The organism is Methermicoccus shengliensis DSM 18856 (assembly GCF_000711905.1).
Lineage (GTDB): Archaea > Halobacteriota > Methanosarcinia > DSM-18856 > Methermicoccaceae > Methermicoccus > Methermicoccus shengliensis.
Genome location: NZ_JONQ01000014.1, coordinates 34,918 through 55,356 on the forward strand (window position 1 = coordinate 34,918; position 20,439 = coordinate 55,356).

The 20,439-nt window shown below is 52.8% G+C and carries 16 protein-coding genes, 2 tRNA genes and 3 pseudogenes; 5 read left to right on the plus strand and 16 right to left on the minus strand.

The window, feature by feature from the left end; genetic code table 11:
• Positions 1-91: 91 nt before the first annotated feature.
• A tRNA-Ile gene (locus BP07_RS05905) sits at positions 92-166 on the minus strand.
• Positions 167-501: 335 nt separating this feature from the next.
• Here BP07_RS05905 and BP07_RS05910 point away from each other — a divergent pair.
• The 3 genes from BP07_RS05910 (at position 502) to BP07_RS05920 (ending at position 2,631) form a co-directional block, all read left to right on the plus strand.
• Positions 502-723 carry a sulfurtransferase TusA family protein gene (locus BP07_RS05910; protein WP_042686878.1) on the plus strand — a complete coding sequence of 74 codons (222 nt, stop codon included), beginning with the start codon at positions 502-504 and terminating at the stop codon, positions 721-723.
• Positions 724-811: 88 nt separating this feature from the next.
• Positions 812-1,984, plus strand: a complete 1,173-nt coding sequence (locus BP07_RS05915) for a cysteine desulfurase family protein (protein ID WP_042686880.1) — start codon at positions 812-814, stop codon at positions 1,982-1,984.
• Positions 1,985-1,995: 11 nt separating this feature from the next.
• Positions 1,996-2,631, plus strand: a complete 636-nt coding sequence (locus tag BP07_RS05920) for an iron-sulfur cluster assembly scaffold protein (RefSeq protein WP_211247067.1) — start codon at positions 1,996-1,998, stop codon at positions 2,629-2,631.
• A 24-nt stretch (positions 2,632-2,655) separates the two neighbouring features.
• On the opposite strand, the gene BP07_RS05925 is transcribed toward BP07_RS05920, so the two are convergent.
• The 9 genes and pseudogenes from BP07_RS05925 to BP07_RS05960 form a co-directional block, all read right to left on the minus strand.
• A complete protein-coding gene (locus tag BP07_RS05925; protein ID WP_042686884.1) occupies positions 2,656-3,762 on the minus strand; it encodes a SufB/SufD family protein in 1,107 nt (368 codons plus the stop codon).
• A complete protein-coding gene (locus tag BP07_RS05930; protein WP_245597064.1) occupies positions 3,744-4,493 on the minus strand; it encodes an ABC transporter ATP-binding protein in 750 nt (249 codons plus the stop codon). The genes BP07_RS05925 and BP07_RS05930 overlap by 19 nt, the downstream gene beginning before the upstream one ends.
• A 117-nt stretch (positions 4,494-4,610) precedes the next feature.
• Positions 4,611-4,686: transfer RNA gene (locus tag BP07_RS05935), tRNA-Asn, on the minus strand.
• A 152-nt stretch (positions 4,687-4,838) separates the two neighbouring features.
• Positions 4,839-5,006 (minus strand): YHS domain-containing protein, encoded by a 168-nt coding sequence (locus BP07_RS08610; protein WP_245597065.1) that lies wholly within the window; start codon positions 5,004-5,006, stop codon positions 4,839-4,841.
• Positions 5,007-5,025: 19 nt separating this feature from the next.
• Positions 5,026-5,976, minus strand: a complete 951-nt coding sequence (locus BP07_RS05940) for a deoxyhypusine synthase (protein ID WP_042686886.1) — start codon at positions 5,974-5,976, stop codon at positions 5,026-5,028.
• A gap of 26 nt (positions 5,977-6,002) precedes the next feature.
• Positions 6,003-6,167 carry a hypothetical protein gene (locus BP07_RS09095; RefSeq protein WP_245597067.1) on the minus strand — a complete coding sequence of 55 codons (165 nt, stop codon included), beginning with the start codon at positions 6,165-6,167 and terminating at the stop codon, positions 6,003-6,005.
• A gap of 272 nt (positions 6,168-6,439) precedes the next feature.
• Positions 6,440-7,819: pseudogene (locus BP07_RS08615) on the minus strand (monomethylamine:corrinoid methyltransferase).
• 17 nt (positions 7,820-7,836) lie between these two features.
• Positions 7,837-8,478 carry a corrinoid protein gene (locus BP07_RS05955; protein ID WP_042686889.1) on the minus strand — a complete coding sequence of 214 codons (642 nt, stop codon included), beginning with the start codon at positions 8,476-8,478 and terminating at the stop codon, positions 7,837-7,839.
• A 78-nt stretch (positions 8,479-8,556) separates the two neighbouring features.
• Positions 8,557-10,185: a methylamine methyltransferase corrinoid protein reductive activase gene (locus BP07_RS05960; RefSeq protein ID WP_042686891.1), complete on the minus strand. Its 1,629-nt coding sequence runs from the start codon at positions 10,183-10,185 to the stop codon at positions 8,557-8,559.
• Between the two features lie 881 nt (positions 10,186-11,066).
• Between BP07_RS05960 and BP07_RS05965 the strand changes: the two genes are divergently transcribed.
• On the plus strand, positions 11,067-11,513 hold the full coding sequence (locus BP07_RS05965; protein WP_042686893.1) for a CBS domain-containing protein: 447 nt from the start codon (positions 11,067-11,069) through the stop codon (positions 11,511-11,513).
• A gap of 109 nt (positions 11,514-11,622) precedes the next feature.
• Here BP07_RS05965 and BP07_RS05970 read toward each other — a convergent pair whose 3' ends face one another.
• The 5 genes and pseudogenes from BP07_RS05970 to BP07_RS05995 all read right to left on the minus strand — a co-directional run bounded on the left by BP07_RS05970 (position 11,623) and on the right by BP07_RS05995 (position 18,164).
• On the minus strand, positions 11,623-13,185 hold the full coding sequence (locus BP07_RS05970) for a phytoene desaturase family protein (RefSeq protein ID WP_042686895.1): 1,563 nt from the start codon (positions 13,183-13,185) through the stop codon (positions 11,623-11,625).
• A gap of 65 nt (positions 13,186-13,250) precedes the next feature.
• Complete coding sequence (locus BP07_RS05975) at positions 13,251-14,393, minus strand: arsenic resistance protein (protein ID WP_157203121.1); 1,143 nt, start codon at positions 14,391-14,393, stop codon at positions 13,251-13,253.
• A 78-nt stretch (positions 14,394-14,471) separates the two neighbouring features.
• Positions 14,472-15,899 carry an APC family permease gene (locus BP07_RS05980; protein ID WP_084174141.1) on the minus strand — a complete coding sequence of 476 codons (1,428 nt, stop codon included), beginning with the start codon at positions 15,897-15,899 and terminating at the stop codon, positions 14,472-14,474.
• A 200-nt stretch (positions 15,900-16,099) separates the two neighbouring features.
• Positions 16,100-17,497 (minus strand): annotated as a pseudogene (gene mtbB / locus BP07_RS05990) ([dimethylamine--corrinoid protein] Co-methyltransferase).
• Positions 17,498-17,516: 19 nt separating this feature from the next.
• The gene (locus BP07_RS05995) at positions 17,517-18,164 is read right to left on the minus strand and encodes a cobalamin B12-binding domain-containing protein (protein WP_042686903.1); all 648 of its coding nucleotides are present in this window, start codon (positions 18,162-18,164) and stop codon (positions 17,517-17,519) included.
• Positions 18,165-18,353: 189 nt separating this feature from the next.
• Here BP07_RS05995 and BP07_RS09100 point away from each other — a divergent pair.
• Positions 18,354-19,013: pseudogene (locus BP07_RS09100) on the plus strand (DDE-type integrase/transposase/recombinase); the annotation flags it as partial.
• Between the two features lie 57 nt (positions 19,014-19,070).
• Here the strand turns inward: BP07_RS09100 and BP07_RS06005 are convergent.
• Positions 19,071-20,399, minus strand: a complete 1,329-nt coding sequence (locus BP07_RS06005) for a monomethylamine:corrinoid methyltransferase (RefSeq protein ID WP_042686905.1) — start codon at positions 20,397-20,399, stop codon at positions 19,071-19,073.
• Positions 20,400-20,439 lie beyond the last annotated feature (40 nt).

The window sequence follows — 20,439 nt, forward strand, 5'->3', positions numbered from 1 at the left end:
CAGCTGGCGGCCAGTAGTTCAGGGCTTGGGACATCGCCTTCCACGACAATCGGAGGATAACAAGCCTTAAGTTTAGATTAACCTATTATAATGGGCCCGACCGGATTTGAACCGGCGACCACTCGGTTATGAGCCGAGCGCTCTGACCAGACTGAGCTACGGGCCCCCATCCCCCAAAGCGGCACTGCATATCGTTTATGAGGTACGAGGTAATTTGATTTAACGTACTTTTTCTGGCTTCTGGGTACTGGGTACCCCCTTAGCACGCTGGATATATAAGGTTTATTGGGCAGTGTTCGGCCAGCCCATGAAAAGGCAGAGATACTTCACGACATTGGACGCCCTCTTCAGCATCCAGCCAAACGATAGAACACCATACAGCCAATATTACAATAAAGGATAACGTTAATAGAGATGGAAGCGGAGCATTAACGGGATTGCCCCCGCTGTCCGAAAACGTCGAGGAGCTTTTCCCATGTCGAGGGACAGGAGGAACATAGAATGGTGGTAATCGAGGTGGACGTGAGGGGTGATGTCTGCCCAATACCTTTGATCGAGACGCGCAAGGCATTGCGGAAAGCCTCTCCCGGCGATGTGGTGGTAATCATCGGAACCCACCCAGCGTCCAAGAAGGAGATACCCATGGCAGTCAAAGCATTGGGGCTGGAGCTCCTCGAGATAGAAGAGGAGGATGGGACGTGGAAGATCAAGATACGCAGGTGAGGAGTGGAGCAATGGTCAGTATGGCGCCATGGGCACATTCAGGAGGCGAGGGGCTCGAGCATAGTCATATGAGGTGGTGAAAAAAGTCATGTTTGATAACGTTGTATATCTTGACAATGCTGCGAGCACGCGGCTGGATGAGAGGGTGCTGGAGGCCATGAGCCCCTATTTCTTTGAAATATACGCGGTAGCCACCTCTGAGTTTGGGTACTCCATGGGCATAGAGGCAAAGGAGGCGCTGGAGAGTGCCCGTGAGGGCATAGCCTCTGCTCTGGGTGCGTCCTCAGAGGAGGTGATATTCACCTCAGGGGACACAGAGTCGAGCAACATGGCGCTCAAGGGAGTGGCGATGGCGCTTGGCAAAAAGAAGGGAAAGCACATCATCGTGTCCAAGATAGAGGACTTTTCCGTCCTCAACACCGCAAAGGCTCTGGAGAGACAGGGCTTTAGGGTGGACTATCTGGAGGTGGATGGCGAGGGGTTTGTGAATGTGGACCAGCTGCGAGAGTGTATAACCGACGAGACAATTCTGGTGTCCATCCAGCACGCCAATCAGGAGATAGGCACCATTCAGGACATCGAGGCCATTGGCCAGATATGTGAGGAAAGGGACGTTCTCTTCCACACCGATGCCACCCACACGTTCACTCGGGTGCCCATAGACGTGAGAAGAGTGCCCGTGGACCTAATGACTCTCTCTGCCCACACCATCCATGGTCCCAAGGGCATTGGAGCTCTCTATGTTCGCAAGGACACACCCATCGCGAAGTGGATGGATGGCGGCTTTCAGGAGTTTAACATGCGAGCTGGGCTGGAGAACATCCCGGGAGCGGTGGGCTTTGCCAAGGCTGTGGAGCTCGTAAGCCCAGAGGAAAACGAGCGCCTTCGGGCGATGAGGGACACTCTCATCGAGCGGGTGCTATCCGAGATACCACACACGACGCTGAACGGGCACCGATGGAAGAGAACTCCCCAGAACGCCAACATCACGTTCCACTTTGTGGAGGGTGAGTCCATCACGCTTCATCTGGACCTGAGGGGTTTCGCCGTGAGCACGGGCTCGGCGTGTTTTAGCCGCTCACTGGAGGCAAGCCACGTCATCCTTGGAATAGGTGGAGACCACGAGCGGGCGCATGGGTCTGTGCGCTTTACATTCGGCCGCTATAACACGATGGAGGACGTGAACGCCGTTGTGGATGCTGTTGCCGAGGTGGTAGAGGAACTGAGGAGCATCAGCCCATTAACTGAGGGTAAACAATAGAGGTGGAAGTGATGAAGTTCCCGTACAGTGAAAAGGTGCTGGAGCACTTTCGCAACCCCAGAAACGTGGGCAGGATGGATAATCCGGACGGCAAGGGGCTTGAGGGAAGTCCTGCCTGTGGTGATATGGTAGCCGTGTACATCAAGGTCGATCCAGAGACCAAGCGCATCACCGATATCAAGTTTGAATCATATGGGTGTGCCTCTAACATTGCCACCGCCTCCATCATAACAGAGCTCGCCAAGGGCAAGACCCTCGATGAGGCCAAGGAGATAACGTGGAAGCAGGCGGCTGAGGAGCTTGGTGGGCTGCCGCCCGTCAAGGTCCACTGCTCTGTGCTGGCGGTGGAGGGGCTGCGAGCGGCCATTCGCGATTACGAGGAGCGCCATGGTCTCGTCGAGGAGAGGGAGCCCACCACCGACGAGGTCGTTCGCCGACGGCTAAAGCACGTGATGAACCCGCTCGCAGGGCTGGATGTGGTCCGAACTGACCTCGTCAAGGAAATCGAGGTGAATGAGGGGGTGGTGAGGGTGGTGATAGACCTGCCAGCCGACCACCAGTTTGCCCCAGCCATCAGGGAGGACATCGTGGAGAAAATATCGCCCCTGTGGGACGTGGAGAAGGTGGTCGTGGAGTTCACAGAGTAGAACTGGAGAGCTCATATGCGGGACTCACATCCCCCCGCCCACCATCTCCACCGCCTTGTCGATCTCCCTTTGCAGCTGGGGTGGCAACCCCTTGATGCCAACGTCCATGAAGCCCCTGATGATGGCAGCGGTTGCCTCATCCCTGCTGAGTCCACGGGTCATGAGGTAGAATATCTCTTCCTCCGCTATCTTGCCTATCGCTGCCTCGTGGGAAAGCTCCACGTCCGAGTATGCGCTCTCAAGTTCTGGTATGGCGTCTATTCTACCTTCCTCAGAGAGCATGAGGCCCATGCACTCCAAGTGTCCCTTTACCTTTGGGCTCTCTGCGAGAAGGTGTCCTCTGGCAACGACCTCTCCACCGCTGCTTATCGTCCTCGACACTATCTCGGCAGAGGTACCCTCAGCCTGAAGCACTGCCCTCGAGCCTATGTCCGCCTTGGAGCCCTTCAGCGCCACCACCACGCTGCTGAATATCGCCCTGGCACCCCTGCCCCTGAGGTATGCAGTGGGATACATCTGCACCAGCTTCACGGGGTTCATGAGGATGTAGTTGCTCATGAACACCCCACCCTCCTCCACTATGGCAACGCTTCTGGGTCTGACCTCGATGTCGCTCTCCCAGCTGTGCACCATCGTGAAGCTGAGCTTTGCCCCCTTCTTTATGTAGAACTCCGAGACCCCAAGGTGCATTCCAGAGGCGACACCCGGATGGGATGTGCATCCCGAAATTATGTTGAGCTCCGAGCCCTCCTCGGCGATGATCACGTTGTGCACCTTCTGCTTTAGCCGCTCGGTGTACAGATACAGGCACGCCTCCACGGGTATCTTCACCTTGGCGCCCTTGGGAGCCCTTATGAAGTAGCCATTGACCTCTGGGCAGTTCACCTCGCACGTGTACTCGTCTTTGTCCGCTGGCACCGCCCTCCAGTAATAGTCCTCCATCCAGTCGTACTTCTCGAGGGCATCCTGTATGCTCAGCACCTCAACGTCCTTCCTGAATGTCGAGACCAGCTGAGTCCTCTGATCTATCTGCAAGAATGACCCAGACCTCCTGGAGCTGTCCAGCTCACCACCCACGCTCCTGACCTTCTCCCTTATGGCGGGGTCTATCCCTACGCCTCCTTCAGACATTTTTCAACACACCCCTCGTAGCCGTGCTCGCTTATGTTCCTCAGCTGCTCATATGGGTCCCCCACGCACGCAATCCTTCCGTTGTACAGTATCATTCCATAGTCCACCGTTGCATAGTCGAGGATGTGCCCGGCATGTGTGATGATGAGCGCAGCCTTCTTTCTCTGCTCTGGTGGCTTGTGTCTCTCCATCGCCTCGCTCATGGCATTGCCCACGATGGATATGTTCTCGAGGTCAACACCAGAGTCTGGCTCATCGAACATCAGAAAGTCCGGGTCCATCACGAGCAGCTGCAGTATCTCCGAGCGCTTGACCTCTCCACCCGAGAACCCCTCGTTCACCTTGCGGTCGAGAAAGTCGAGCATGTTGAGCTTTCTGGCATACTCGAGCATCCTCTCTTCGCTGCTGTTCTTCAGCCGCATGCAGTAATTCAGTAGCTCTCGCATCCTCACATTGCTCACCTTTGGTGGCGACTGGAACGCAATGCCCATTCCGAGCTTCACCCTCTCATCGGTGGGCATGTCGGTAATGTCCCTTCCCTTGAACATTATGCGACCAGATACCACCTTGTACATGGGATTACCCATCAGGGTGTTCAGCAGCGAGGACTTTCCACTACCGTTTGCCCCAAACAGGGCATAGCTCTTTCCTTCCTCTATGTAGAAGCTGACCCTGTCCAGCACCCTCTTATCTCCAACATTCACGCTCAAGTTCACGACCTGCAGCATCATACTCCTCCCGTCTCCAGATGCCCCACCCGGCATCAAATCAGAGACCCATGGCTATGTACTCACCATGAACTAAAAAGCTTTGGCTTAAGGTAAGAGAAAGGAAATGGGGAGAGTGAATGGCGCCGCCAACAGGACTCGAACCTGTGACAATCTGGTTAACAGCCAGACACTCTACCAACTGAGTTATGGCGGCACGCTCGTCCACTAATCGACTCACGGATGAGCGCACAGATGTTGATACACTGTCTCTTTAAATATTTTACTGTTAGCCCGGGGGCATCTGCATGCTGCCGCCACTGACCGACAATCGCAAATAATGGGGCGTGCACCCATATAGGGTGCCGCCTAGACGTACTTTTCAGGGTTCTCATCAAAGCTCTTCTTACATCCCGGGGCACAGAAGTAGTACACCTTGCCCTTGTAGGTGCTCTTGTACTTGGCGGTGCCCTCATCCACCTTCATATTGCACACGGGGTCTATCGCCATGGTAGTTAGTGCAACGGTTCCACCCATAAGGGTGATGTTTGGGACATTATTTGCCCTTTCTGAGCCTTTCGAGCAATGAGGCTGCGAGCATGGGCAGCGTTATGGTGGCATCGGAGTACACCACCACCCTGCGGGCGTTCTCGCTGACCTTGCCCCACGACTGTGCCTCCTCGAGCGTTGCCCCAGAGAGCCCACCCGGCTCTGGCCTGTCCATCGTCAGCTGCACCACGTAATCGAAGCCCTTGGAGGTGACGATGGTGGTCTGGAGGATGAAGTTCTTGGGCACACCTCCCCCGACGAACAGCGCCCCCACGCTGCTCGCCTCATAGCACGTATCTATGATTTCGCGCATGTCCGCCCAAGCGTCCAGCACCAGATTGTGAGTCTGATTGAACAGCCATCCCTGAAGCCCAAAGCTCGAGTCCTGCACCGCAGGACAGTACACGGGCACCCCGTGCTCGTGGGCACACCTCAGTATGGAGTTTTCGTCATCGAGCCTTGCGCCAAACTCGTCCATCAGCTCCCTGATGGATATCGTGTGCCTGCTGGCGTATATGTCCTCATACACCTCGAGCGCGAACGCCTCAAACGCCTCATACGAGCTCTCTGGAAGAAACACGTCGTATATGCGGTTGATGTTGCACTGGCGGAGGTGCACGTCATCCACATTCTCAGTTCCCTTGTAGTGATGGTGACCCAGCGCCTCTATGACGTCATGCACCATGTTGGCTCCAGTGCTCACCAGCACGTCCACACATCCCTCTCTTATGAGCTCACACACCACGGTGCGCATCCCCGCTGGGACCATGGCGCCAGCAAGGCCCATGAACACCGTGGCATCCGAGGTCGTCATCTCATAGAGAATATCGGCAGCCTCGGCAAGCCTTCTTGCTCCGAACGCACACCCCCTGTAGGAGGAGAGCAGCTCGTCCACCGTCATGTTCGCAACTGGCTTCACTGGGGATATGGGCTCATGCGTGTACTGCAACTCACACACCTCTTGATGCGCCTCCTTCCATGTGCTCAGTCCTGAAGTACCTCTCGTACGTCCTCTCTCTGCTCCTCTGGCACACCACGATTGTAGACCTCCTCGACCACACCATCGCATACGTCCAGAGCAGGGTGGGAGCCCACCAGCTCGAGGCCGTATGCATCGAGCACAGCATGTATTTCATCTCCCTCGATCATGCCATCCACCTCTGACCCTGTATTGGGCGTCGGTATAAATAGGTTGGCGAAAGCACCCTGCTCGCTGGTGGCGGCGTTGTCCCACTCTTGGCTGTCCTCCCTGAGACATGATGGATGGAAACCAGTTCAATGCATAAAAAAGTGGCATGTGGGGAGGGGAAAATTCCACATGCCATGGGCGTACCACCATTGGGAGGAGGGGAAGTCCCTTACTTCTCCTTCCCCTCCTACTTCTTCATTAATAAAGCTTTCTATAAAGATTTATGTCTATACTACTTTATCTCCACTCCCAGGGACGCAAGTGTTGCCTTGGCCTTGTCGTACACCTGGATGTACTCTTCAGTCGGCTTGACACTCTTCACGTCGTAGCACTCCTGGAACCTCTTGCCCTTCGGAGCTTTGGCGTAGTTGCCCTCATAGAGCTTGATGAGGTTGTCCAGGATTTCATTGACCTTCTCCACCTTCATGCCTGCCACCGCCTGGGCAGCCTCACCCATTATCCTGGCCTCCATGCCGGTGGTGTAGTCCAGAGCCACACCCTTTGCAGATGCAGAGCCGGAAAGGAGCTCTCTGCCGCTGGCAGTGTCGGTGATTGCCTGGGCAGCAGTCTCAAGCAGGCACATCTCCGTGCACGGTCCAGCAATCGGGTAGTACTGGTTGGCAATCAGCAGGTCGGTGTTCGCGTCGATTGCCGCTGCTGCGTGCCCTGCAACTTGCAAAGCCTCCCTAGCGGTCGTGATTCCCCACCTTATGTGAATCGGTCCGTCCAGGTGATAGCTACCGTTGAGCAGGGTGAAGGAAGCCAGGTGTGTGGCGACGTCGCAAATCGCTGTCTCTTCTACTCCTCCGGCATACCCACCGAAGATTGGCATTTGCTCCACCATGATTATATCGCCGTTGAGCGCCCACCCAGCTATCATGTGCAGTGCATTATTGTCTATCTTGAGCTCGTTGAGCTGGGATATTTCGTGGCTATCACAAGGCCTCATGCACCCAAGCAGATCCCCAGCGAGACGCCCCGCAGATGAGAGAGGCGTCTCGGGTCCCTATATGGCCATATACGGCCTTCCTGCTCTCGTGCAGGCCTCACGCACATAGCGCAGCTCAAGCATAGTCCCTTTAATCTCCCAGGGCGACCCCGTCTTTGCTTCGTTTCCTTCAACGGTGCTCATAACACCGTCGACTATGGTGTCCACTATTGCCTCCTGAGCATAGCTCTGGTGCAGCGGAATGAAGACATCTTCAGACACTGGGGCACCTGTTGGACCGCCTTGAATTACCGGCTTAATAGGCGCGTTCCCTTTTCGCTGAACCATCTCGACTGCGTCACGGTATTCCCCAAGCACTAACTTCTTCGGAGCTCTTTTAACCCCTTCCAGCACTTCCTCCTCTGTCACCTTTATGACTCGCCCTGTGTCTATGTTGTAAATTCCCGCTTCCACGAGCATCTCCAGTCCAGCCTGGAACAGGTTGTCAATCAGCTCCTTATCGGTGGGTATTATTTCCCCCCCGAACTTGATGCCGTACTTCTCCTTCAGCTTCGCTGCCGTTTGGGGCACGATCTTGGCATCCCATTCTTGCTCGGTGACCTTAGGTCCAGACACCGATCTGTTGTACGTTTCGCACACATCTATTGCTCTATCAACTGCCACTACACTCACCTCCTCCTTTATCTCTTAAGTAGAGCATCTACTGTCTTGATTGCTTCAGCAGCATTTTCACAGTATGCATCTCCGCCGATTTCGTCCACCCATTCTTGGGTGCACGGAGCACCGCCGAATATCGTCTTGACATTGTCCAAGCCTGCCTCCTTCAAGCCTTTGACGACCTCCCTCTGACCTGGCATTGTGGTGGTCATCAACGCCGAGGCCCCCACTACATCGGCATTGTTCTCCTTAGCTGCCTCAACGAACTTATCTATGGGAGCATCCCTGCCGACGTCTATCACTTTATATCCTGCACCCCTTAGCATCGCCGCAACAACATTTTTCCCAATCTCATGGATGTCGCCTTCGACAGTACCGATCACTACAGTCCCCTTTCCTGCCTCGCCTGTTTCCGTCATCCTGGGCTCAAGTATTTTCAGCGCTGCATCCATGGCGTCGGCAGCTAGCATGACCTGTGGCAGGTATATCTCTGCCTTGTCGAAACGGTCGCTGACGGTCTCCATGCCTTTACCGAGTCCGTTGTTGATTGCTTCAAAGGGCTCTATTCCTGCATCGAGTGCTTCTTGAGCAGCCTTCTTCGCCAGCTCAACATCGTACGTCTCTACTGCTTTTTTCAGTGTTGCCAAAATCTCTTCCTTACCCATGTGAAGCCACCTCCTTTAGGAGCTTTTCCTTCCTCACATATAAAGATTCCTATAAAGATTCATGCCTATACAAAATTGCTACATTATCTTCATGTCCCGCAAGTGTAGGGTTTCTTTCGGACAAACGTTTTCGCACCTTCTACAGGCTGTTCCACCACATTTATCCGTCCGTATTATCGCGATCTTGTCTTCGCCTTTTTGTTCAATAGTTATCGCGTCTTCTGGACACTCTTCCATACACTTTTTACACAGCACACAACCTTCTAAAGCGGCAGAAATGGTTATGCCAATCTCTTCGAGGATTGTAATTCCAAGCGTCCCCAGCACTGGGATATCCCTATTCACTACTTTATCCACATTCGCCCTCACACTTTCTGTTGGCACGGGTGGCAGTTTATACATTTTTAGCATGTCGTTGTACATAGCGGGGGGCATTCCGTTTGTCCAGATCGCGAGTTCGATGATGTAAATATTCTTGAAAGTTTCAGAGGTTGCAAACATACAGTGTTTGGCTCGCAAATCATGTGCGAAATCTCGAAGTTCGTCTAGAGCACTTGGATTTGTCACAAGATCCCTAGCTAAAGAGAGCGAGGTATTTCCGACCTGTACAATTCTAGAGGCAGTTGGAGGGACCAGACCCACTTGCTGCGCCTTACGGGCATCCACATACGTGCCCGATGCACCCGACATATACGACCTCTCTATGGCATCCATCGGCAGTCCAGCCTCATGCAGGAGCGTGAAGAACCCCGCTCTTATGGCTCCTATCGCTTTTCCCGCCTCCTCCACATCCTTCTCGGTTATGTATATCCCATCCTGCAGGTGGAGCCTGTGGTCTGGAGTGTTGATTTTTGGAGGGCGTATAAGCCCCTCACTTATTCCACATGCTATTGCCGCAACGACTCCAGTTCCAGTTATTCCCTTTGAACGTCCATGCATCTCACCTTTCTTGAGGACAGAACCGTCCACGGGGTTGATGGTATCCCCCTCGCGTGGCATGAACTCGGAGTCCAGAACAGAGCAACGCCAGTTATCTCCGTCCACCGTCACATCACTGATTGCACCCGGGGATGCAAGCATTCCTCGCTCTATCTCCTGTCCCTCCAGTGCCGGGCCAGCTGCTGCAGAGCCAGTATATACATCTCCATCCACAACCAGTGCCATCTCTGCGTTTGTTCCATAGTCAACGACCAAGCACACCTCATCTCTTTCGAGCACATCTGTTTTGATTAGCATGGCTAAGGCATCAGCCCCTATCTCGTGTCTCACAGCAGGGGGAATTATTACTTCTGCCTGGGGGTTTATGGCAAGGCATAGCTCCTTTGCATCAAACACACCTCCATCTCTATTGGGTGGCACCACCCCAAGGGATTCAAGCTTATGCTTTCCAGCGTATGCTAGATCTTTAATCTCTATATTCTGGAATAAAGATAGTTGAAATGGATTCCCACACACTGCAAACCGCTTTACCTTTTGAAGATCAACCTTTAGGAGTGGGAGTAGTTTATTTATTGTGTCCACAATCAACCTGTTGCACTCCTCCTGACCTACGTCAACCGCGAAGTTGACGTGGTCAATAACATTCATCCCCGGTATTGGGTGCCTAGTGGTAATGGCTGTAGAGACAATGCTCCCATCCCATAGGTCAATGGCCTGAACTCTAAATCCGCTGGTCCCCATATCCATAGCAATGCCATAATCCGTCATAGAGAGCCCTCCTCACATCTACTCAAAGAATGGGAGACGAGATGGAGGAGTCCCCTCCATCCCATATTTGCCATTAGACCTCACAACTCTACTAGTTTCAAAACCACATGCGTGAGACCCTGCATCTTTCATCTACTTCTGACCTCATAGGTACAGCGGCACGAGTGAGAACATCACGATGTAGCCCGTCAAGGTGGCAGTACATGAACCTTGTTCTTCTGTTTGAAAATCTCCACCGCAGCCTTCATGACGTCTGCAGTACGAGAATTGGGGAAGGAATATGTGCCTTTGCTCCTTATCGAAGGGATGCTCTGATGGTGTCCATATCCTTGCTGAAGCATTCTCGATGGCTCCCAATGATTCTATCCCTTATCGAGTGCTTTCTTAAGTCGCCTTTTTGGCCAGCTCAACGGCGTATGTCTCCACAGCCTTTTGCAAATCTGCCAGAATATCTTCTTTCTTAGCCATGCGAGGCAACCCTCCAGCAACTTTACAGAGCTTACTTGTTATCTCCTCATTTAATAAAGCTTTCTATAAAGATTATAGCCTTTCAAAGAACTCAAAAGAAGTTTAACAAAAAGCTGCCCAGTATTTTTGAGGGCACTCCGATAAAAATAAAAGAAGGTGTGGGGCTGGACGCCCACGCCATCGTATGTCTGTTCAGACGTTCTCGGTGTCCTTTTCATCACTTCTCCCACAGGCGCTCGGTGACAGGAGAGCCCAACCAAGGCAACACTTGCGTCCCTGGGGGGGATAAAGTAATATAGACATAAATCTTTATAGAAAGCTTTATTAATGAAGAAGTAGAAGAGGGAGATGGGGAGAAGTGAAGGATTTCCCCTCCTCCCAAGAAGTTCGAAGTGGTGGGGGAATAATACATCATGACTAAGGTAAGCGATGTTGAGGTGCGGGATGAGTTTGTCGCCCTGGATGCAAGCACGTCCGTGCTTGATGCTGCCAAAGCATGTAAGGGTGCTGGCGTAAAGTACATTGTTGTTTTGGAGAACGATAGGATAGTTGGAGTGGTAACGGCTGTTGACTTTATGTACAAGGTGCTGGCAGAGGAGAAGCGTTTAGACATACCTTTGAGGAATGTCATGCCCAGTCCTGCAGTGGTATGCAATATGGACGATGATATCAGCAAGGTAGCTGAGAGGATGTGGGAGAGTGGCTACTCGATGCTACCCGTTGTGTCATCGGATGGCACGCTTGCGGGAGTGATAACGATAAAGGATGTATTATACACACTTGCTGAACCGTTCCTCTCTGAGGAAGCGAGGACAGCAGCTCAGAAGCTAAGGGGACCCGGTTTTCGTGGAAGGGCTTGAGTGAATGCGTAGGGTGACGCCGAGAGGCATACACCCTCCTCCGACAGCACCCACGGGCCCTCTTTTCAGGAGTTCCAGCTCCAGCTCCACCTCGAACCCCTCTCTCAATTCACTCCTGAGTTGTCTCCTGTGGCACCTCTGATTCATACATCCACTCTAACCGCATGATAGTGAAGGCAGCAATCCATCCAGACTCCATCGCATGAACCACACCACCACCAGGCTGGGTCCACTGACCCGCGAGCAGTAGTCCCCGGATGGGAGTCTGCTGGGTTGGTCGTTTTTTCTGGACCACCTCGGGAGTTGGAGCCCAACCAAAGAGAGCTCCATCATTTGAACCAGCGAGGGTAGCAATCGTCTCTGGCGTCTGAATTTCGTGGACGAGGATGCGTCTCTCTATGTCAGGCACCACCTCTTCCGCACGCTCGATGAGAGAACTCACCAGTCTCTCACGCATCCGCTCATCAGCTCCATTCCAGTAGTGGGAGGGGACGAGTGTGCGTACTGCCACGACCTCGTGCCCCTTGGGCGCGAGTGTACGGTCGGTGAGAGATGGAACTGTTATGCCACAGAAAGCGGGCTCTCCCTTAAGCAGCCTCGAGTACACCTCCTCCGGGCTATCATACTCGAACAGCAGTGTCTCATGTGCACGTGTGTTGAGTTTTCCCCCTTTTATTCCAAGCATAAGCCTCACAGCCGAGAGAGCAGGTTGAAGACGCTCGAGATTCTCGAGATACCTCTTGTGCACCATTCCTCCTGTAAGCTTGAACGTACGCCGTGCATCAATCGCAGATACGACGTACTTCGCCCTGAACACCTTTTCTCCGAGCTTCACGCCCCGCACGACTGGTACATCGTGCACGAACTCCACGAGTATTGAATCCACTTCAGCGCCGAGTAGCAGCTTGCCACCGTATCGCTTATACCCATAGCTCAGCACCTCGGGCAGTCTCGAGCTACCTCCCTTTGGGTAGTACACTCCCCCCTCATACATGTGGGCAAGCATCAGCGAGAGGGTTAAGGCAGAGACCTTCGAGGGAGGAAGACCTGTGTACACCCACGGGGCGGCGAGGTACGCCTTCAGCCCTTCATCCTCTATATAGCGCTCGAGGAGTGAGGAGAACGTCTTCTTGTGGTACCTCACAACGTTAGGGTGCCTCGCCCAGAATATTAGAAAGCGCACAAGCGTCATACGCTTGGACTCTATCGTGTACATCTCCCGCTTGAGCTTGGCAAGCGTGTTGAAGAAACCATCTATACCCTTCTCATCTGGGTAGCGTGCCTTCAGCATCGACTTCAGGGTGGAGAGGTTGGCAGGTATCTCGAGCTCGCCCGATGGCAAGCATACTTTGAATGGGTAGTTTGGCCTCAGCATGGTCAGCTTCTTCCTAAGGCCGAACTCCTTCAGGAAGTTATCGAGCTGGGCACCCCCAGCAAAAGCTGGAAACACCTGTGGTCCACGGTCGAACACAAATCCATCCCGCTCGAAGCTCGAGCATACACCACCAACGATCGGATTCCTCTCGATGATTAGTACACGTTTCCTATCCCTCGCGAGTATGAAGCCACAGGTGAGGGCAGATAGACCTCCCCCAATCAATATGACATCATACTCTCCTGCCTCTATACCGCAAGAGGGCTCATCAAGTAACTCCTTCTCTGCTATCTTCACTCTCTCTTCTCGGGGTTGAACAGGAATAGCGGTACCCTCTCCTTGGGTGGCACGTATCGGGCTGCTCAACGGCCACCCCTCCCACCTCTATACGTAGCGAGCGTCTCCAAGCCCCCGAGGGGGGGAGCCATCTTCAGGGCGAGGACGACGCAGAGCATCAGGAAGGGCATCTCAAGCAGGGGGTAAAGCGAGAGGGCGAGCAGAGCTGGTGATGATATCCCGATAGTCGCTATTCCCATCGCCGCCCCGAGTTCATAAGAGGATACCGTCCCAGAGAGCACTGCCACCATACCGTCTTCCCTTCCGAGCCGCATGAACATCGAGAGCCCAAGCGAGAGGATGAAGGACACGATGATGCCGAGAACTATTGGCACAGCAAGCACGGAGACAACTCCTGGCACAGAGAGTACGAGCTCACTGTTGATGGAGAACACCACGATGATGAGGGCGAAGTAGGCAGCTATACCAAGGGCATCCACCTTTGGGAAGAAGACGTTCTTATACCATGCACGTCCCTTCTGCTCTATCAGCACCCGTCTCAACCCTACGGCAAGCAGGAATGGGATGAGTACGAGCATCACCGAGGAGGAATACAGCTCGGTCAGAGAGGGAGAGGTCGCAAACCTTGAGAGCAGAAGGTAAGCCACAAGAGGGTAAAGAACAACCATGAGCAGCATGTTCAGTGAGAACGCGTGCCTCGCAAGCGAGGCGCTCGCACGTGTCAGTTCAACTAGGCTGAAGAGTAGGGGTGAGGCAGGGGCACACCCGAGCAGCACCAGCCCAGCTATATAATAGGGGACATGGGAGAGTGGAAAGGAGCCGAAAAGATTTAGCATGACATAGGCAACGTAAGAAACTGCAAGTGGCTTTAGCACCCATGTAGCAAGGAGAAGTGCACCAAACTTGTGCAACTTGCTATGTACCGGTCGAAATGCCGAACTGATGAATCCCTGGCGGGGGTATGCCACATCTACCCTCAGCATCAAAGGCATAAGCATCAGCCAGATGTACACCACCATGGGGGCCGGCATCTCGAGCACCATTGGCATGCTCTCAAGTGTTGCTTTCACAGCCCCTGGGTTAAGATAGCCTATAAACAACCCTATGAGGATACAGAGGGCAACATACACTGTGAGCCAACGCTCGAACTTTCCGAACTCGGGAGGCCTCATATCACTTCTTATATCCCTCTTGTACTTTCTATCCATTTGAATTGGAGAGTGAAAATAAAAAATAAAGGGAGATAGGGCATCCACAGAGGTTATCCTGTCTCCATCTTCTAACCCTCAGAGCTCTATTGGTTTCAAGTCAACGTGTGTCAGCCCAGCATCCCTCATTTGTTTCTGGCCCCACAAGTAGAGAGGCACGAGCGCCAGCATCACTATGTAGCCCATCGCTGCAGCTGTCCACGTGCCCATTGCCCAGACGTTGCCTATCTGATATGCTGTCAGGTTCACAATACCCCAGAACAGGGCGATGTACACCCAGAATTTGGGGGCTTTCCACTTCCTCTGCGGACTGTGGTACGGGATGTCCTTCCTCGAGAGATAGAACCCGAGGTTGGTGAGACCGTTGATGAACAGATAGCCCACGACGGATGCGGAGAGTATCCAGACGGGGAGACCACCACCATACTTCACGCCCACCAAGATGAGGATGTAGTCGAATATTGCTGTCACGATAGCTGCCCTGAAGGGAATGCCGTGCTTGTTGAGCTTGGCGAGCTGGATTGGAAGATGGTAGTTTCTTGCGAGTGAGTACATCGCACGGGAGGAGCCAAGCAGTGCGGTGTTGGATATCAGTACCATCGCTGATAGCATCGTCATGATGGCAATTGGACCTCCGATGTCGCCCAGTGTGCCAAGAGCGAGTGGGGTGAGTGGATTTACGATGTTCTCCTCGAGCACGATGTCGGGGCCCAAAGTGCCCACACAGGCAGCCTGGACGAATGGGTAGGTGAAGAGGCACAGACCGCCGGCTGCAACCAGCGCCCTTGGCACATCACGCGTGGGGTTGGTATACTCAGCCGAGTAGGTGGCGGCACACTCCCAAGCACATGAACTCCACTCCGCCAGTGCCATCAGCCCCAGGACAGTGAACCACGCATCCCAGGAGAACCAGTCCCAGCCCTCAGGCAGCCACCAGTTTGCGATGTTGTCCCAGTGAACCAGCCCCATTATGTACGCCAGCGCGCTGATGCCGAGCAGTGGAACCAGTGACAGAACCATGATGGCAAGCTGTGTGTATGCACCCGCCATTAGCCCAAAATAGCATGTAGTGAGCAAGAATGCGTACATGAGTGCACCAAATCCAAGAGTGAGCCACACAGCCATGTCTGGCTGGCCAGGGAACCATATGGACTGCATGTACCAGCCTGCAAGCAATGCATTGATGGGCAGCACGGGGTTCCATGCGAACCAATAGCCCCAGGCACCCAGCGCCGCAATGAAGTTGCTCCTCGACTTCCATATTTCTTGGCATGCTCCAGGGATGCCTGGAGCATATGGATAAGTAGTAGCAAGTTCAGCATAGCCGGTGCACTGGAAAAAGCCCTCCAGCACGTTCGCAATCCATATAACAATAGAGAAGCCAGCAACAACGCTCGCAAAGAAGCCAATTGACGGGAGAACCAGCACAGGGACTGCTGTTGCAATAAACAACCCTTCTTTCCACGTGATTACTCTCTTTAACTCAAGAGACTCATTTTCTGGCATGTGTACTGCCTCCTACAACTGCGACACCTTCAATACGCGTTCGACGACTCATGAAGCCAACAGCTGAAGCACTATTATGGCAATTATACCAATGGCGATCATAAGGTAGATCATCCCCATTGATGCTCCTTTTTCTTCCTCCATGCTATGACCTCCGTAATAAAAATGGCTGGGGCTGCCACGATGGGCAGCCTCTCACCTCACAGCCCCAGCTTGGACTTCAGCCTCTCCACTGGGGCGATGGGTATATCGAGCAGTTTAGCAATCCTCGCCTTCGCCTCAATACCCATCGCAGCTCCCGGCACAGAGGTTATAACGCCGATGTCGTGTTCCTCCCTCACATCGCGCATAACCTCGACGTCCGAAAGATCGAAGGGGTCCACACCGAGCTTCTTCGCGACGTACTTTTTGGCTTCTTTTAGCCTCATGCGCTTCGCGAACTGCATCCTTGCAACGAGGTCTCCTGCGGCCCTTATACCCTGCATGCCCGAAGTCATCACGTGGGCGATGGGCATGCCGAGCGGGTCGCCGACGCCTACCTATATGCCATCCACGTTGGCAATCTCAGCCATGGCCTTGGACGCCCGAGTTACCATGTCAGTCGGTGGCGTCTCGAACATCGGGTTTCCACCCACACCCATGCCCATGTTCACATGGATTGGGATAGACGCTGCCTCGACACATGCTTTCACAAAGGTAACAGCCCTCGCCGTGTTCCATGCCATGTCTCGGCTGGTGTTGGTGTTCACAACAGGGCCGAACACATCCACGCCCGCCTTCTCTGCAACCTTCACCTGCTCGTGCGGGTAGAGGCCAGCGAGACGTGTGCCCTGGTACTCGAGCTCACCATGTATGCCTATTACGTTCTCGGCAGCCATCCCCATCTCGACGACTAAGCCAGTCTCCTTCTTCAGTTCCTCAGCGGCTTTCAGGGTAGCATAGAAGTCGGCATCTCCCGCGGCTCCGGTGGTGTCGAAGTTCACTCCTTCACAACCCACCTCCCAGAGCTTCTTCATTATGTATACCATATCTCTGTGGGCATGGTCTGCAGCGTGCTCCTGAGCTTCGCGAGCACCTCCTATATCACCGGCCTGGAAGCGCTCGGATGGGTTGGCGAACGGCCCGTCCGGATAATAATACAGACCTAAGTTAGGCATCGCACCATAAAGCACGAGCACGGTCGCGAGCAGGTTCACCCTCTCGACGGTCTGCTGCTCCTGCGCGATGATTGGCTTAACAGGCTTGAATGAGTAGTCGATGTGTCCGAGCTCCATTGTATCAGTACCGAATGCCCTCTCGTGGATGAGAATGCCTGCAAACCTACTCGTTGGAATACCAACACCACTGTTGCCTTGGTCACCATCGATCCTGATAGTTCCGATGTCGTGGGTCATCACAACCTCGTTGCCACGCTCGACAGATACGTGCTTGTGTGGGTCGCAGAAAATGTCCAGAAGGAACTCCTGCTCATCATCGCTGAGGGCAGGGATTCTTCCCCTCTCGGCGGCGTCGTTCGTGCCTTCCTCTATGGAGGTCTTCAACTCCTCCTTACTCATCTTTATCATGTGCCCGTCGCCTAGACGGCAGTAGTACTCCATTCTATTACACCCCCTATTCTCACTTTGCTACGAGTTGCTTGGCCTTCTCAACAGCCTCGGTGGCGTTCTCAGCGTAGACGTCTGCGCCTATCTTCTCGGCCCACCTCTGAGTGGGGGCCGCACCGCCAATCATGGTTTTGCATTTCAAGCCCGCTTCTTTCAATTGCTCTACAACCTCTTTCTGGCCGACCATGGTGGTCGTCATGAGTGCAGAGGCACCGACTATGTCTGCGTTGACCTCCTTTGCCTTCTCCACAAAGTTCTTGATGGGCGTATCTCTACCCACGTCGTAGACCTCGAACCCGTTCACCTTCAGCATTGTGGCAACGATGCCCTTGCCTATGTCGTGGACGTCGCCCTCCACGGTGCCGATCACCACTGTGCCCAGCTTCTCAGGCTTTTGGTCCTGTGGAATCTTGTCCTCGAGCTTCCCAACAGCCTTCTTCATTATATCTGCTGCCACCATCACCTGTGGCAGGTATAGCCGTCCCTTGTCGAAGAGCTCTCCAATAGTGACCATGGCAGCACCAAGCCCTTGTTCAATTATTTCGAGAGGGCTAACGCCGCTATTCAAAGCTTCGTCACATGCCTTCAGGACGCCCGTCTCGTCGATTTTGATTAGTGCGTCCTGAACGGCTTTCAGCGCTTCTTCCTTGGAACCTTGCATCACAGCTCACCTCTTCCTCTCTGAGGCGTTGGACGCCCCTGTTAAGTATGTCTTATAGTCTTTACAAATATAAAGCTTATCATAAAGAAAACTTTCTTTATGTAAAACTTATTTTCTTTATGTAAAGCTTTCTATGTAAGGAAAGCTCTCCCTATATGCAGTGTCCCAAAAATTATTTCACAAATTACAAAATACAAACCGGGTCCTGTAGCTCTCGAAAGCTGATAGAAAGAGACTACGGCATTCACGCCCCCACCATATGACAAAGTCTTGCTCAAAAAACAACCTTATGGTGGAGACATGAACAAGAAGAAGAGAAGGAAGTGGGAGGGGTTTGAGAGGAAACATCCCATGAGTTTATGGCAGAGAGACTGGAAGATGGCCAATCTCAACGGAGAAGAGAAGTGGATTAGCTTTCATAGATTGACGCTTCTCGCCTAATCACGCTATGGAGTCTTTGATTCCACAACAACAGAAAAATACAAAAGTACTTAAGAAGTGATTCGCTGAGTATGGAACTCCCAACGATACTGACCATGGAACTCAGTTCTGCGAAGAACAGAGAGAAAGCCAAGCATAAATTCAAGGAATTTCTCGTTGAAAATGGAGTAAAGCACATTGTAGCAAGAATTAACCATCCCCAAACGAATGGCAAGATTGAGAAGTTCTATGTTTGATGGAGCAAAAGCTTCACCTCTTCAATTCAATTAAGGAGTTTGTATATTGGTACAATTTTGTTAAACCTCACATGAGTCTAAATTTTGAGGAGTTAGAGACTCCTCATCTGGCGTTTTGAGAAGGTTGCCTGCTGAAAGGGTTTTTGAGTTGAGTAGGAGGGGGGTTGTTTGAGGAGTGAAAAAAATATTTCGGGATATCACAGTGTGAGAAACTCAAAATCAAAAACCTTCAAACGAACCCGGATAATACGGCTTCCACCATCTCCAAATATACTTTTTTCGGTCTTAGCCCCTCGCCATAACATTTCCCAAACGGAACACCCTCTGGGGCGTTTTTCACTTCTTCTCGGTATTGAGATACCGTTCTTTCCATAACCTCGGCAATGACATCGGAGGGCATACCACAGAAGATGTCAAGAACTCTGTTTACAAATTGAGCGTCCATGCCCGATGACATATCAGGTCTGTTGGCGCCCCTGCCCACTGGCCCTATGATCATCTCCCTACCACAATAGATGTCTCCCAACACTTGGACAGAGGTCTCCAAAAGATTCATCGTGGTCCCCATACCAGCGAGGTTCCAGTAAATGCGAGCCGTAGGGAGATCTGAATTTTTAGATAGGGCGAGACATGCCAGGTTTGAAGCCCAGAGCACCTCGGGAAGGGAGGAGGCATGATAATCCATATGTACCGGGCCTGTGCTGTGAATAGTTGGAGACACGACAACATACGCTCCCAGCGCCTCTGCCGCTTCCACAATAGCAAGTCCCTCTGGGCTGGCAGCATAAACACCAAGGATGGGACACTGTCCCGTTATCGTATGACTCCCAAGTTTTCTGTGATGGATTATCTTGAGGATAACATCCCTATTCACCTTGAGCTCATTCGGCATGTACACTTCGCTAACATCACCAGGACCAAGACCTACGGAATTTGCAACAGACAGGAAATGCTCTACCTGTGAAGATGTAGACGGACCGAAAAGAGCAAGGCCTGGTTTTCCCGCCCTTATGCATGCTTCCCTTGCCCATTCCACCTCCCTCCATACTGAGAGTAGGGTCATGGGGTTTTTGGCAGAGTACTGAACACCATTATATGTTTCAAGGGACCCAGTGTAAATACCGCATACATCCTCCTTGGCAATGCTCTCATGGAGGTCTATAAATATATCCTCCGAAACGGCCCCACCTATGGGCCCTCCAACATACAGAGGCCGCTCTCCATCACATGGTTCTCTTTTCTTTAGCTCCACCACTTCCTTTCCCCGCCCTATTTTCACGTTATGCCTTACTCGCAGGGCCTCTTCCACATCCTCATCTGTTATAGATATGACCCTGTTTTCATCCACATAGTGGACACCTACCGAGACCAAGAACTCCATGGCGGCGCTAAAAAGCGAGTCGGCCATCTCCTCTTCCGGCACCACGTCCTTCCCATTCCATGCTATTCCATGCTCCTTAGCGAGTCTCTCACTCTCGGTGAATACCATGATGTCGTGTTCTTGTTCACTTCTACGTTCTCCTTCCTCTATTCTCCTCAAAATTTCCTCTATGTCCATGTACCAACCTCCTTATAATCGTAGCAAAAAAGATGGGGCA

What these genes read in the sequence shown, in the direction of transcription:
- BP07_RS05910 (WP_042686878.1), top strand. Translation starts at nt 502, where the DNA reads ATGGTGGTAATCGAGGTGGACGTGAGGGGTGATGTCTGCCCAATACCT.
- BP07_RS05915 (WP_042686880.1), top strand. Translation starts at nt 812, where the DNA reads ATGTTTGATAACGTTGTATATCTTGACAATGCTGCGAGCACGCGGCTG.
- BP07_RS05920 (WP_211247067.1), top strand. Translation starts at nt 1,996, where the DNA reads ATGAAGTTCCCGTACAGTGAAAAGGTGCTGGAGCACTTTCGCAACCCC.
- BP07_RS05925 (WP_042686884.1), bottom strand. Translation starts at nt 3,762, where the DNA reads ATGTCTGAAGGAGGCGTAGGGATAGACCCCGCCATAAGGGAGAAGGTC.
- BP07_RS05930 (WP_245597064.1), bottom strand. Translation starts at nt 4,493, where the DNA reads ATGATGCTGCAGGTCGTGAACTTGAGCGTGAATGTTGGAGATAAGAGG.
- BP07_RS08610 (WP_245597065.1), bottom strand. Translation starts at nt 5,006, where the DNA reads ATGGGTGGAACCGTTGCACTAACTACCATGGCGATAGACCCCGTGTGC.
- BP07_RS09095 (WP_245597067.1), bottom strand. Translation starts at nt 6,167, where the DNA reads ATGATCGAGGGAGATGAAATACATGCTGTGCTCGATGCATACGGCCTC.
- BP07_RS05955 (WP_042686889.1), bottom strand. Translation starts at nt 8,478, where the DNA reads ATGGGTAAGGAAGAGATTTTGGCAACACTGAAAAAAGCAGTAGAGACG.
- BP07_RS05960 (WP_042686891.1), bottom strand. Translation starts at nt 10,185, where the DNA reads ATGACGGATTATGGCATTGCTATGGATATGGGGACCAGCGGATTTAGA.
- BP07_RS05965 (WP_042686893.1), top strand. Translation starts at nt 11,067, where the DNA reads ATGACTAAGGTAAGCGATGTTGAGGTGCGGGATGAGTTTGTCGCCCTG.
- BP07_RS05975 (WP_157203121.1), bottom strand. Translation starts at nt 14,393, where the DNA reads ATGGATAGAAAGTACAAGAGGGATATAAGAAGTGATATGAGGCCTCCC.
- BP07_RS05980 (WP_084174141.1), bottom strand. Translation starts at nt 15,899, where the DNA reads ATGCCAGAAAATGAGTCTCTTGAGTTAAAGAGAGTAATCACGTGGAAA.
- BP07_RS05995 (WP_042686903.1), bottom strand. Translation starts at nt 18,164, where the DNA reads ATGCAAGGTTCCAAGGAAGAAGCGCTGAAAGCCGTTCAGGACGCACTA.
- BP07_RS06005 (WP_042686905.1), bottom strand. Translation starts at nt 20,399, where the DNA reads ATGGACATAGAGGAAATTTTGAGGAGAATAGAGGAAGGAGAACGTAGA.